Genomic DNA, 12,114 nt, shown 5'->3' with positions numbered 1-12,114 from the left:
CTTGCTACATGTAGCCAGCCTATGTGTAGCCTGTCTACATGAACGCCCTTCCGATCGCGAGACTCCAGTTCGCGACGACGACTTCGTTCCACTTCCTGTTCGTGCTGCTCACGCTGGGGTTGGTCACGCTGGTGGCCGTGGCGCAGACGCGCTGGACGTTCGGCGGCAAGCCCGAGCTCCTGCGGATGACGCGCTTCTGGGGCCGCCTGTACGTGATCAACTACGCGCTGGGCATCGTCACCGGCATCGTGATGGAGTTCCAGTTCGGGCTGACCTGGACCGGGCTGTCGGCGTTCGCCGGCGACGTCTTCGGCGCACCGCTGGCCATCGAGACGCTGGTCGCGTTCTTCCTGGAGTCGACCTTCCTCGGCCTGTGGATCTTCGGCTTCGGCCGCCTGCCGAAGGGGCTGCACCTGGCGCTGATCTGGCTGGTCACGCTGACCGCGTACGCGTCGGCGCTGTTCATCATGCTGGCGAACTCGTTCCTGCAGAACCCGGTCGGCAGCCACCTCGAGCACGGCACGCTGCGCCTCGACGACTTCGGCGCGCTGTTCGCCAACCCGGCGCTGGCCGCGTCGCTGCCGCACGTGCTCGGCGCCGCGCTGGTGACCGGCGGGTTCTTCGTCGTCGGCGTCAGCGCGTGGCACTTCCTCAAGTGCACCACCGAGGTCGAGTTCTTCCGCCGGTCGATGCGCCTCGGCGTGGTCACCGCGCTGGCCGGCTCGATCTTCGTGGTGAACCAGGGCTTCGCGCAGTTCGGGGAGCTCGCGAAGTACCAGCCGGACAAGCTGAAGACCGGCGGGGTCGGGCTGCCGCTCGGCATGATGATCATGCTCGGGTTCGTCATGTTCCTCTGCGCGCTGCTGGGCACCCTGCTGCTGATCCGGAACTGGCTCACGAAGGCCCGGTTCCTGCACTACCTGATGGTCGCGGCGATCCCGCTGCCGTTCGTGGCCGCCATCCTTGGCTGGCTGGTGCGCGAGCTCGGCCGTCAGCCGTGGCTGGTCTGGGGGAAGCTGCGGACCGCCGACGCCGTCGCGGGCGTCCCGGCGGGCCAGATCCTGTTCTCCTTCATCGCTTTCACCCTGCTGTTCGCCGGGCTCGCGGTGGCCGACTGGGTGCTCATGGCGCGGGTCGCCAAGCGCGGCCCGGAACCGGCCGGCGAGCCCGCCGAACTGCCCGTCCTGAGCGGAGTCTGACCGATGGTGACCTTCTGGTGGTGCTTACTCGGCCTGCTGACCTGCGGCTACTTTGCGTTGGCGGGGTACGACTACGGCGTCGGGATGCTGCTGCCCGGGTTCGAATCCGGCGAGCGGCGGCGACGGCGGCTGCTCGGCGCGCTCGGGCCGTTCTTCCTGGCCAACGAGGTGTGGCTGGTGGCCGCGGTCGGCCTGCTGTTCGGCGCGTTCCCGCACCTGGAGGGCCGGGTGTTCGCCGGGGCGTACGTCCTGGTCGTGACGCTGCTGCTCGGCCTGGTCACGTTCACGGCGTCGATGCAGCTGCGCAGCCGCCGCCCGGACGCCCGGCGCGGCGCGTGGACGGCGGGCATCGTCGGCGGCGCGCTGGTGACGGCGCTGTCGTGGGGCCTGTTCCTCGGCAACCTGGTCATCGGGCTGCCGCCGGTCGGCGACGTGCTCGCGCTCTTCAACCCGTACGCGGTGCTGTGGGGCCTCGGGTTCGTCGCGTTGTTCTGCCTGCAGGGCGCGGCTTTCCTGGCGGTGCGCGCGCCGGCCGAGCTGACCGGCCGCGCGGTGCGGCTGGCTCGTGCCTTCTCGCCGCCGGTGTTCGCCTTCCTCGTGATCGCCTCGGTATGGGGCTACTTCGCGCTCGACGGCGGTTCGGTGCTCGGTGCCGGGGCGGCCCTCCTGGCCTTCGCGGCCTTCGCTGTCATGCGCCTCGGGTTGGCCGTGCGGCGGTACCGGCTCACGCTCGTCGGGTCGATGGTGCTTTCGGCCTGCCCGGCGCTGCTCGCCGGCACCGTGCGATTCCCGGCCGTGCTGGTGTCGGCGCAGGACACGCTGACGCTCGCGCAGGCGGCGACGGCGCCGGAGACGTTCGCCGTGCTGGCCTGGTTCGCGCCGCCGTCGCTGCTGGTGCTGCTGGTGGTGCAGTGGCTGACCTGGCGCGCCCACCGCGGTCCCGTCGACCAGCACTCGCTGCTGCACTTCTAGGGGGGACACCGTGCCTGCGCTGCCCGGACTCCGGCGGTACCTGTTCGTTCTCGGCCTGCTCGCGGTGCTCACCGCGGCGGCGGTGCTCCTCCAGGCGGAGGGGCTCGCCACCCTGCTCACCGGCGGCGGGGTTTCCTGGTTCCTGGTCGTGGCCGTCGCGGGGCGGGTGGTCCTGGCCTGGGGCCACGGTTTCGCCGGCGGGCGGTTCGCGGCCTCGGTCCGGAATGCCCTGCGCCGCCGGTTGCTTTCGTCCATTTCGGACCGGGCCGGGGTGGTCGCGACGCAGATCACGCGCGGCGTCGACGCCACGGACAGCTACCTGACCGGGTACCTGCCGTCGCTGGTGGTGTCGGCGGTCGTGCCGGTGGCGGTGGTCGTGCGGCTGTTCACGACGGACCTGGCGGCCGCGCTCGTGGTCGTGCTGACCCTGCCGCTGATCCCGGTGTTCGCGGTCCTGGTCGGGAAGCACAGCCGGGCTTCGGCGCAGTGGCAGTTGCTGACCAAGCTGGGCGGCCACTTCCTGGACGCCGTCCGGGGCCTTGGGACGGCGAAGGTGTTCGGCCGGGCGGCGTCGCAGGCTTCGGCGGTGCGGTCGATGGCGTCCGCCCATGCCGACGCGACCGTGAAGACGCTGCGGGTGGCGTTCCTGTCGGCGCTGGTGCTGGAACTGGTGGCGACGTTGTCGGTGGCGCTGGTGGCGGTGCCGATCGGATTCCGGTTGCTTTCGGGCGCCATGGCGGCGCGCCCGGCGTTGCTGATCCTGCTGCTGACCCCGGAGGCGTACCTGCCGCTGCGGGCGGCAGGAACGAAGTTCCACGCGGCGGCGGAAGGGTTGACGGCGTTGCGGGAGGCTTTGGCGGCGCCCGTGGTGTCATCCCGGACGGCGGTCTTGACGCGACGGCGAGGCGCGCCTTCCGTGGTTTTCGACCGGGTTTCGGTGGCCTACGACGGGGTGCCGGCTCTGTCCGATGTGGACCTGGTGGTGCCGGCCGGTTCACGGATCGCCCTGGTGGGACCGAGCGGTGCGGGCAAGAGCACGGTCCTTTCCGTGTTGCTGGGCTTCGTGACGCCCACGTCGGGACGTGTCCTGGTGGACGGGGTGGACCTGCGTTCGCTGTCGTCGCCGGACTGGCTGGCCGACGTGGCGTGGGTCCCCCAGCGGCCGACGTTGTTCCGGGGAACGCTGGCCTCGAACGTGGCCCTCGGTGACCCGTCGGCCGACGTCCCCGCGGCGGCCCGGGCGGCGGCCTTGGATTCGGTGGCGGCGGGGTTGCCCGGGGGCTTTTCGACGCCGGTGGGCGAGCTGGGTGAGGCGCTGTCGGCGGGCCAGCGGCAGCGGGTCGGACTGGCCAGGGCGCTGGCGCGGACGTCGGCGGGTCTGGTGCTGCTGGACGAGCCGACGGCGCGGCTGGACTCCCGGACGGAGGACGTGGTGCTGTCGGCGGCCCGCCGGTTGCTGCCGGGCCGGACGGCGGTGCTGGTGGCGCACCGGCCGGCGATGGTCGCGCTGGCCGAGCGGGTGGTGGAGCTGCGCGCCGGCCGGGTTCTCACGGCGGTGACGGCATGACCGCCTTGGGTGTGTCCACAAGGGACTGCCTCCGCCTCCTCCGCGCCGCCCTGCTCGGCGCCGGCGCCGAACTCGCCGCCCTCGCGCTCATGGCCACCGCCGCCTGGCTGTTGCTGCGGGCCGCCGAACGGCCTCCGCTCGGCGCTCTCACCCTCGCCATCGTCGCCGTCCGGACGCTCGCCCTGCTCCGCGGTGGTCTGCGGTACGCCGAACGGCTCGCCGGGCACGAAGTCGTCCTGCGCTGGCTCGGCGACCTCCGCGCCCGCATCTACCAGGCCCTCGTGCCCGGGACCGGGTACTCCGGCGGCGACCTCGTCACCCGGCTCGTGTCCGATGTGGACGCTCTGCAGGACGCCGTCCTGCGGTGGCTGCTGCCCGCCGGGGTGGCCGCCGTCGTGGGCGTCGCCGCGGTCGCCGTCACCGCCACCGCGTCCGCCCAGGCCGCCGTCGTGCTGGCCGGTGGGCTGCTCGTCGCCGGCGTTCTCTTGCCGTGGCTCGTCATCCGCGCCACCGGCCGGGCGGCGCGGGAGAACGCCCCGAAACGAGCCGAACTCGCCGAACGGGCCGTCGAACTCGTCACCGGGCACCGCGAGCTCGTCGCGGCCGGGGCGCTCGAAGAGCAGAAGCAGAAGGCGACCCGGGTCGTCGACGAGCTCACCCGGGGTGAAGGGACGTCGGCCCTCCCCACCGCCGCCGGGGTGTTGGTCCAGCTTGTCACCGCCGTCGCCGTCGGACTGCTCTGCCACGCCTCCGTGCCGGTGACCGCGGCCCTCACCCTGGCCGCCGTGACGGCCTTCGAAGTCGTCCTGCCGCTGATCGGCGCCGCGCGGCGGGTGCCGGAGATCCGCGCCTCCGCCGCGCGCGTGCGGGCCGTGCTGAGCGAACCCGCCGTCCCCGCCGGGACCCGCACCGTGGCCGAAGGCCATTTCCGGCTCGAAAACGCCGGCCTCCGCCACCCCGGCCGGCCGCCGGCGCTGCGCAGTCTCGACCTCGACCTGCCGCCCGGCAAGCGCGTCGGCATCCTCGGCCCCAGCGGGGCCGGGAAGACGACCGTCCTGCGTCTCCTGCTCGGCAGCGCAACCCCCACCGAAGGCCGGGTCACCCTCGACGGCCACCCGCTCACCGAGTACGCCGACCTGTCGGAGGTCATCTCGGGCGCCGAGGCCGACGCCCACGTCTTCCACACGACCGTCCGCGAAAACCTGCTGCTCGCGAAGGAAGACGCGACCGACGAAGAGCTCCGGGCCGCCTGCGACACCGCCGGCTTCGACCTGGACCTCGACCGCGACACCGGGCCGGACGGCGAGGCGCTGTCCGGCGGTCAGCGTCAGCGGCTGGTGCTCGCCCGGGCCGTGCTGGCCGCGCCGCCGGTTCTCGTGCTCGACGAGCCCGTGGAAGGCCTCGACCCGGCCCACGGGGACGCCGTCCTCGAGCGGGTCCTCGCGCAGGCGAAGGGCAGCGTGGTCCTCGTCACCCACCGCCCCGAGCACGTCGACGGCTTCGACGAGGTGCTCACCCTCGAGGACGGGCGAGCACTTCCCGCATCGGCGGGCGGTCGGCCACCCGGACGTCCGTGACGTCCGGCAGCCACTCCTCGTCGACCGGCACGAACTGCGTGAACGGCGCGTCCGCCGCCGCGACGCCGCAGCGGTCCAGGGCCGTGCCGAGGATCTGCCGGGACATCACGCCCAGCTGGCGCAGCGACCGGTTCCGGTGCTTGCGGACGCCGAGGTTGACCTGCGCGAGCCCGTCGAGGCCGTACCGCGCCTCGGCGTCGAGCAGCAGCCCGATCTCGACGCCGTAGCCGGCGGCGAACGGCACCGACTCGAGGAACTCGCGCGTGCCCGCGTACTCGCCGCCGAGGGGCTGGACCAGGCCGCCGAGCGCCGGACGCAGCGCCGAGAGGACCGGCCGGGCGAGCAGCTCGGTGACCCGGCCGCCGCCGGTGCTCTCCAGCCGCAGCGGACGGCGGTAGAAGCCCTTGACCAGGTGGACGCCCGGTTCCGAAACCAGCGGCCCGAGCAGGGACGGCACGAACGCCGGGTCCGGATCGACCAGGTCGGAGTCGAGGAACACGACGAAGTCGCCGCTGGTCGCGGCCAGCGACCGCCACAGCACCTCGCCCTTGCCGGGCACCGGCGGCAGCTCCGGCAGGACGTCCTCGCGCCGGACCACCCGCGCGCCCGCGGCTTCGGCGGTTTGCGCCGTGGCGTCCGTGGAACCCGAGTCCATGACGATCAGCTCGTCGACGACCGAACCGAGCAGCGGCCGGACCGAGGCGACCACGTCACCCACGGTCCGCTCTTCGTCCAGGGCCGGTAGCACGACCGAAACCGTCCGGTCACCCTTCGCGGCCAGGATGTCCCCGGGCGTCCACCCGGGCTCCTGCCACGTACGCCGCTCGAACCAACTCACGAGTAACGATCGTGCCATGCTGGTGACACCGCCACCGAGGAGGAGGACCTCTTGATCGCGCTGCTTGTCCGGTTCGTGCTGGGGCCGCTGGCCAGGGCCGTGTACCGGCCCGAAGTGCACGGCGTGGAGAACGTGCCTGCCACGGGCCCGGTGCTCCTGGCGGCCAACCACCGGGCGGCGCTCGACACCGGCGTCATCACCTTCGCGACGCCCCGGCAGGTCAAGTTCCTCGGCAAGGCGGAGTACTTCGCCGGCAAGGGCCTCAAGGGCCGGGCGCTGGCCGGGTTCCTCGGCGGCCTCGGGTACGTCCCGGTCGAGCGCGGCAACGCCCAGGCCGGGCTGGCGGCCCTGGAGGCGGCGCGCAAGGTGCTCGACGCGGGCGGCGTGTTCGCGATCTACCCGGAGGGCACCCGCTCCCTGGACGGCCGGCTCCACCGCGGCCACACCGGCGTCGCGGCGCTGGCCCTGGCGACCGGCGCGAAGGTGGTGCCGGTCGCGCTGACCGGCACCGAGAAGCTCCAGCCCGGCGGCGCGAAGATCCCCCGCCTGGCGAAGATCGGCATCACGTTCGGCAAGCCGATGGACTTTTCGCGCTACGAAGGCCAGGACTACGCGCCGGCGATCCGCCGGTCGGTCACCGACGAGGTGATGTACGCGATCCTGGAGCTTTCGGGCCAGGAATACGTCGACACCTACCACAAGCGCCCGAGCGAGGGCGTGGCCTAAATGCCCGGCGGTTCCTTCGCCCACTTCGGCGGGGCGGGCGGTTCGTAGGTCTCGAACCGGTCCAGCAGCGCGGCCGGGTCGGCGTCGGTGAGCAGCAGCTGCCGGTAGTCCTCCTTGACGAACCCCTCCGCCACCATGTGGTCGGCGAAGGTCATCAGCGGCGCGTAGTACCCGTCGACGTCGACCAGGCCGATCGGCTTGCCGTGCAGGCCGAGCTGGGCCCACGTCCAGACCTCGAACAGCTCCTCCAGCGTGCCCGCGCCGCCCGGCAGGGCCAGGAAGCCGTCGGACAGGGCCGCCATCTTGGCCTTGCGCTCGTGCATGTCCGCCACCACGTGCAGCTCGGACAGGCCCGCGTGGGCGATCTCGACCGACGACAGCGCCTCCGGGATCACGCCGATCACCTCGCCGCCCGCGGCCAGCGCGGCGTCGGCGACCACGCCCATCGTGCCGACGCTCGCACCGCCGTAGACCAGGCCGATACCGCGCTGGGCCAGCAGCTTGCCGAGGGCGGCCGCCTGCTCCGCGTACCGCGGCGAGAAGCCCATCGACGAGCCGCAGAAGACACAGATCCGCCGCATCAGTGCGTGTCCTCCCACGCCTGGTAGGACTCCTGGACCACGCGGACGGCGTCGTCGATGTCGTCGGTGACGTACAGCAGGTCGAGGTCGTGCGGACTGATCTTGCCCTCGGCCAGCACCGAGTTCTTGATCCACTCGTAGAGGCCGCCCCAGTAGGCGCTGCCGAACAGCACCACCGGGAACTTCGTGACCTTCTTCGTCTGCACCAGGGTCAGCGCCTCGAACAGCTCGTCGAGCGTGCCGAAGCCGCCGGGCAGGCAGATGAAGGCCTGCGAATACTTGATGAACATCGTCTTGCGGGCGAAGAAGTAGCGGAAGTTGACGCCGAGGTCGACCCACGGGTTCAGGCCCTGCTCGAACGGCAGCTCGATGCCGAGCCCGACGGAGAAGCCGCCGGCCTCGGCCGCACCGCGGTTGACCGCCTCCATCGCGCCCGGGCCGCCGCCGGTCATCACCGCGAACCCGGCGTTGGCCAGCGCGCCGCCGATCTTGCGGCCGAGCTCGTACTCCGGGTTGTCGCGCTTGGTGCGGGCCGAGCCGAACACGGTGACCGCGCGCGGGACCTCGGCGAGGGCGCCGAAGCCCTCGACGAACTCGGCCTGGATCCGCAGCACGCGCCACGGGTCGGTGTGCACCCAGTCGCTCGGGCCGCGCGAGTCCAGGAGCCGCTGGTCGGTGGTGCTGCCCTGGTCGCGGCGGTCGCGGCGCAGCACGACCGGGCCCTTGTGCCGCTCCACCGGGCGTTCGGGGTACTGGCCGTCCGGCCATTCAGACTGTTCGCTCACTACGCCATGTTACGGCCTGACCGCCGGCGGAAAGGGCGGCAACGCCGTGGCGGGGACGCCGGTGGCGAGCGGGTGGCCGGGCCGTGAACCCCGGGCACCGGATCATTCCCTCCACTGTGGATGGTCCCGGTCGCCGCTGGACAACGCCGGACAACTTGCCATATATTTCAGTCGTGACTGAAAATAGTAGCAAGGACCGGCGGTCATGACCATGCCGCCGGAATCCGTGACGTTCACCAGCCTGGGCACTCGCTGCGCGGGCGACCTCTACGTGCCGGACGCGGTGTCCGCGGACGCACCGGCCCCCGCGCTGGTGCTCGGGCACAGCGGCGTGATGGTGAAGGAGGCCCTCGCCTACTTCGCGCCTTACTTCGTGGCGGCGGGCTTCGTCGTGCTGGCCATCGACTACCGGACCGTCGGGTCGAGCGAAGGCGAGCCGCGCGGGCTGGACTACCCCGAGCGGCAGGTGGAGGACTTCCGCAGCGCGATCTCCTACCTGCAGACCCGGCCGGAGGTGCAGCCGGAACGCATCGGCCTGTGGGGCGTCAGCATCGGCGGCTCGGTCGCCGTCCAGGCCGCCGTGCTCGACCGGCGCGCCCGGTGCGTCGTCGTGCAGAGCCCGAGCGTGTGGAACGGCTGGCGGTACCTGGAACGGCTGCTCGGCCGGAACGGGCTGCACGCGCTGCGCGAACGGCTCAGCGAGGACTGGCAACGCCGCTACGAAACCGGCGAGAGCGCCCGGGTCCCGCACCTGAACCTGGACCACGAGAACGCCAAGGGCGCCCAGGACCTCTCGCTCGAGCTGTACCCCACCTACCGCAACGAAAAGACCCTCGACTCCACCGAGCACCTGCTCACGTTCGCCCCGGAGAACCTCATCGACCGGCTCGCGCCGACGCCGCTGCTGATGATCGCCAACGGCGGCCACGACCCGTACCACATGCTCGACGAAGCCCAGACCGCCTTCGCCAAGGCCGGGGAGCCCAAGCGGCTGGAAGTCCTGCCCTACGACGTGCTCGGCCTCTACACCGGTCCCGGTCTCGAGGAGGCCATGGCGCTGGCCGTCGAGTGGTTCGACCGCTACCTGCGCCGGACCCGCCTGGCGACCACCACCCCGGCACCCACCGCCGAGTCCGTCGCCGCTATGAAACGGTGAGCAGCGGACACAGGGAGTGAGGCGCCATGGGCGACGACCGGCAGGACCGGCTCATGCGGTGGGTGGAACGGGTGGCCACCTTCTGCGTGGAGGAGTGGGGGCTGCCCCCGATCACCGGGCGCGTCCTCGGCTGGCTCATGATCTGCGACCCGCCCGAGCAGTCGGCGGGCGCGATCGCCGACACGATCCAGGCCAGCCGGGCGTCGCTCACCTCCAACATGCGCCTGCTCACCACCATCGGGCTGGTGCGCAAGGTCCGCCACCCCGGCGACCGCACCGCCTACTACCGCATCGAGGACGACGCCTGGCACAAGGTCGTCCAACGCAAGCTCGACAGCCTCAGCGCGTTCGGCGACATCGCCGACGAGGGCTTCGCCATCACCGGCCACGAAGGACCCGGCACCGAGCGCATCAAGGCGGCCCGGGAATCGCTGACCTGGCTGCGGGACATCGCCGCCCGCAATCCCCCGAACCACTAGGAACTCCCATGCCGGACCCGCTCCGCCTGGACCCGGTCCAGGAAACACTGCTGCTCACCCTGTACGCCCGAGCACTCGACAGCACGGCACCGGCCCCGATCCTCGGCGACACCCGGTCCGCGGCCCTCGCCGCCCGGATCGCCGAGGACACCGGCTACGACTTCGCGAAGCTGAAGCTCAAGCCGAGCCTCGTCACCAGTACCGCGCTGCGCGCGAGGAAGCTGGACGACGTCGTCCGCCGGTTCGTCGCCGCGCACCCCGATGCGGTCGTCGTCGACCTGGGCTGCGGCCTCGACACCCGGTGGTCCCGCTGCGCGCCACCCGACGGCGTCGCCTGGTACGACGTCGACTTCCCGGAAGTCCTGGACCTCCGGCAGCGGTACCTCCCGGACCCGGCGCACCCGGTGGCCGCCGACGTCACCGAGCCCGGCTGGGTCCGGACCCTGCCTGATGACCGACCCGCCGTGATCGTGGCCGACGGCCTGCTGCCGTTCCTGCCCGGCGACTCGTTCCGGACCATGGTCCGCCGGCTGACCGACCGGCTTCGGTCCGGCGAACTCGCGCTGAATGGCTACACCCGCTTCGCCGCGTGGGCGATGAAGTACCACCCCGCGATCAAGGCCCTCGGTATCGGCGCCGCCCAGGGCTTCGACGACCCGCACGAACCGGAACGCTGGGACGCCGGCCTCACCCTCACCGAGGAGCAGCTCCTCACCCGAGCCCCGGAAGTGGCCGCGTTCCCGCAGCCGGTACGGGCCCTTACGCGCCTGGTGGCCCGCAGCACCGCGCTGTCCCGCCAGGGCGCGCGCATCCTCCGCTACCGGTTCTGACGCCGGCGGAACGGCACGGTGGCCGGGGAGAAAGCGCTGTCCCGGCGTACCCGTCGGCGGTTTTCCCGGTCCCCGCGCCGATGACCTACCGTAAGGAGATGACCAGCGCACCCGCCGAACCGCTCGGCGCGCGGATCCGGCGGCTGCGCACCGGCCGCGGCTGGACCCAGCGCGAGCTGGCCGAGCCGGGTTACGACCGGGGCTTCCTGGCGAAGGTGGAGACCGGCAGCCGCCCGCCGTCGGAAGAGATGCTGGCCTACCTGGCGCAACGGCTCGGCCTCACCGTGGACGAGCTGCGGTTCGGCCGTCCGCCGGGTGTCGCCGACGAGCTGCGCGCCGCCCTGGACGAGGGCTACCGCGACCTGGAACAGGGCCGCGTCGCCGAGGCGGAGGCGCGGTTCGCCGACGTGGCGAAGCAGGCCGCGGGCTACCACCTCGACGACGTCGAGTGCTACGCGCGGTTCTGCCAGGCCGAGGTGAAGTGGCAGCTGTTCGACGTCTCGGGCGCACAGCGGGCCTTGGAGCACGCGGAGGAGCTGGCCGGCACGGCGCCGCCGTGGCTGCGGGCGATGATCGTGCACCGGTGGGCGAACTGCCGGTTCCAGAACGGCGACCCGGGCCCGGCGATCGCGCGGATCGAAGCCGAACTGGCCGGGCGCCCGCTGGACCCGGACGCCGAGCTGTGCCTGCTCACCGCCCTGATCCACCCCTTGATGGAGATGGGCGGCCTGCACCGGGCCCGCCGCGCGGCCGAGGACGGGCGGCGGCTGGCCCGGGCGGCGACGCGGCCGGACTTCGTCGCGCGGTTCCACCGGCAGGCGTCGCAGGTCTGGCAGGCGATCGGCCGCGCGGACCGGGCGGACGAGGACCTGACCGAGGCGTGCCGGCTGTTCGCCTCGGCCGGGTTCGACCGCGACGCGGCCCGCTGCCGCTGGGCCCGCGGCTACCTGCTGCGCCACCTCGGCCGCCTCGACGAGGCCCGCGCGGAGCTGACGGCGGCCCGCGACCAGCTCGCGGCGATCGGCGCGGAGGAGGGCTTCGCCGGGGCGACGCTCGAACTGGCCGAGGTCCGGCTCCGGCAGGGTGCCCCGGAGGAGGCCGCGGCGCTCGTCTCCGGCGTCCGCGAACTGCTGTCCCGCGACGTCGAATCGCTCGGCGAGGCGACGAGCCTGCTCGGGCAGGTCGCCCAGGCCCGGGGCGACCTGGAGACGGCGACCCGGCTGCTGCGCGAAGCGTTCGGGATCCAGACCGGGGCGTCCCTGCACGGCGCGGCGGTTTCGACGGCCCTGCGGCTCGGCGACGCGCTCCGACAACGTGGTCATCTCGAGGACGCCATCGAGGCGTACCGCCGCGGCCTCGACTCGGCCGCGGGCGAGGGGTAGCGGACCAGCGAGCTCGGTGGTC

General features: G+C 72.6%; 12 protein-coding genes. 9 read left to right on the top strand and 3 right to left on the bottom strand.

Annotated elements, in window-relative coordinates; genetic code table 11:
* The first annotated feature begins 38 nt into the window (after positions 1 to 38).
* From AB0J55_RS32130 to cydC, 4 genes are read left to right on the top strand one after another with little or no spacing between them, the layout of a single operon-like run.
* Entirely contained in the window at positions 39 to 1,199 is a 1,161-nt protein-coding gene (locus AB0J55_RS32130) for a cytochrome ubiquinol oxidase subunit I (RefSeq protein ID WP_364256897.1), read from the top strand.
* Between the two features lie 3 nt (positions 1,200 to 1,202).
* Positions 1,203 to 2,171 carry a cytochrome d ubiquinol oxidase subunit II gene (locus AB0J55_RS32125; protein ID WP_364256894.1) on the top strand — a complete coding sequence of 323 codons (969 nt, stop codon included), beginning with the start codon at positions 1,203 to 1,205 and terminating at the stop codon, positions 2,169 to 2,171.
* A gap of 10 nt (positions 2,172 to 2,181) precedes the next feature.
* On the top strand, positions 2,182 to 3,738 hold the full coding sequence (cydD, locus tag AB0J55_RS32120) for a thiol reductant ABC exporter subunit CydD (RefSeq protein ID WP_364256891.1): 1,557 nt from the start codon (positions 2,182 to 2,184) through the stop codon (positions 3,736 to 3,738).
* Positions 3,735 to 5,315 carry a thiol reductant ABC exporter subunit CydC gene (gene cydC, locus AB0J55_RS32115; protein WP_364256888.1) on the top strand — a complete coding sequence of 527 codons (1,581 nt, stop codon included), beginning with the start codon at positions 3,735 to 3,737 and terminating at the stop codon, positions 5,313 to 5,315. Before cydD ends, cydC begins: the two co-directional genes overlap by 4 nt.
* On the opposite strand, the gene AB0J55_RS32110 is transcribed toward cydC, so the two are convergent.
* Positions 5,251 to 6,153 (bottom strand): glucosyl-3-phosphoglycerate synthase, encoded by a 903-nt coding sequence (locus AB0J55_RS32110; RefSeq protein ID WP_364256885.1) that lies wholly within the window; start codon positions 6,151 to 6,153, stop codon positions 5,251 to 5,253. The genes cydC and AB0J55_RS32110 overlap by 65 nt on opposite strands.
* A 51-nt stretch (positions 6,154 to 6,204) precedes the next feature.
* Between AB0J55_RS32110 and AB0J55_RS32105 the strand changes: the two genes are divergently transcribed.
* Positions 6,205 to 6,879: a lysophospholipid acyltransferase family protein gene (locus AB0J55_RS32105; RefSeq protein WP_364256882.1), complete on the top strand. Its 675-nt coding sequence runs from the start codon at positions 6,205 to 6,207 to the stop codon at positions 6,877 to 6,879.
* On the opposite strand, the gene AB0J55_RS32100 is transcribed toward AB0J55_RS32105, so the two are convergent.
* Together AB0J55_RS32100 and AB0J55_RS32095 are read right to left on the bottom strand one after the other, a co-directional pair.
* Entirely contained in the window at positions 6,876 to 7,460 is a 585-nt protein-coding gene (locus AB0J55_RS32100; protein WP_364256879.1) for a TIGR00730 family Rossman fold protein, read from the bottom strand. The genes AB0J55_RS32105 and AB0J55_RS32100 overlap by 4 nt on opposite strands.
* Complete coding sequence (locus AB0J55_RS32095; RefSeq protein ID WP_361085418.1) at positions 7,460 to 8,245, bottom strand: TIGR00730 family Rossman fold protein; 786 nt, start codon at positions 8,243 to 8,245, stop codon at positions 7,460 to 7,462. Before AB0J55_RS32095 ends, AB0J55_RS32100 begins: the two co-directional genes overlap by 1 nt.
* Before the next feature lie 205 nt (positions 8,246 to 8,450).
* On the opposite strand from AB0J55_RS32095, the gene AB0J55_RS32090 reads away from it, so the two are divergent.
* From AB0J55_RS32090 to AB0J55_RS32075, 4 genes are all read left to right on the top strand, one after another.
* Positions 8,451 to 9,401, top strand: coding sequence for an alpha/beta fold hydrolase (locus AB0J55_RS32090; protein ID WP_364256877.1), 951 nt, complete (start codon positions 8,451 to 8,453; stop codon positions 9,399 to 9,401).
* A 26-nt stretch (positions 9,402 to 9,427) separates the two neighbouring features.
* Entirely contained in the window at positions 9,428 to 9,880 is a 453-nt protein-coding gene (locus AB0J55_RS32085; protein WP_364256874.1) for a transcriptional regulator, read from the top strand.
* Positions 9,881 to 9,888: 8 nt separating this feature from the next.
* The gene (locus AB0J55_RS32080) at positions 9,889 to 10,710 is read left to right on the top strand and encodes a class I SAM-dependent methyltransferase (RefSeq protein WP_364256871.1); all 822 of its coding nucleotides are present in this window, start codon (positions 9,889 to 9,891) and stop codon (positions 10,708 to 10,710) included.
* Between the two features lie 98 nt (positions 10,711 to 10,808).
* Positions 10,809 to 12,092, top strand: a complete 1,284-nt coding sequence (locus AB0J55_RS32075) for a helix-turn-helix domain-containing protein (protein WP_364256868.1) — start codon at positions 10,809 to 10,811, stop codon at positions 12,090 to 12,092.
* The last annotated feature ends 22 nt before the right edge of the window (positions 12,093 to 12,114 follow it).

Source organism: Amycolatopsis sp. NPDC049688 (assembly GCF_040674975.1).
Classification (GTDB): Bacteria; Actinomycetota; Actinomycetes; order Mycobacteriales; family Pseudonocardiaceae; genus Amycolatopsis.
This window is presented reverse-complemented; position numbering and strand designations above follow the sequence as displayed.

Excerpts from the sequence above, each read along its gene's own strand:
- AB0J55_RS32080 (WP_364256871.1), top strand. The coding sequence starts at position 9,889 with ATGCCGGACCCGCTCCGCCTGGACCCGGTCCAGGAAACACTGCTGCTC.
- AB0J55_RS32090 (WP_364256877.1), top strand. The coding sequence starts at position 8,451 with ATGACCATGCCGCCGGAATCCGTGACGTTCACCAGCCTGGGCACTCGC.
- cydC (WP_364256888.1), top strand. The coding sequence starts at position 3,735 with ATGACCGCCTTGGGTGTGTCCACAAGGGACTGCCTCCGCCTCCTCCGC.
- AB0J55_RS32125 (WP_364256894.1), top strand. The coding sequence starts at position 1,203 with ATGGTGACCTTCTGGTGGTGCTTACTCGGCCTGCTGACCTGCGGCTAC.
- AB0J55_RS32130 (WP_364256897.1), top strand. The coding sequence starts at position 39 with ATGAACGCCCTTCCGATCGCGAGACTCCAGTTCGCGACGACGACTTCG.
- AB0J55_RS32100 (WP_364256879.1), bottom strand. The coding sequence starts at position 7,460 with ATGCGGCGGATCTGTGTCTTCTGCGGCTCGTCGATGGGCTTCTCGCCG.
- AB0J55_RS32085 (WP_364256874.1), top strand. The coding sequence starts at position 9,428 with ATGGGCGACGACCGGCAGGACCGGCTCATGCGGTGGGTGGAACGGGTG.
- AB0J55_RS32075 (WP_364256868.1), top strand. The coding sequence starts at position 10,809 with ATGACCAGCGCACCCGCCGAACCGCTCGGCGCGCGGATCCGGCGGCTG.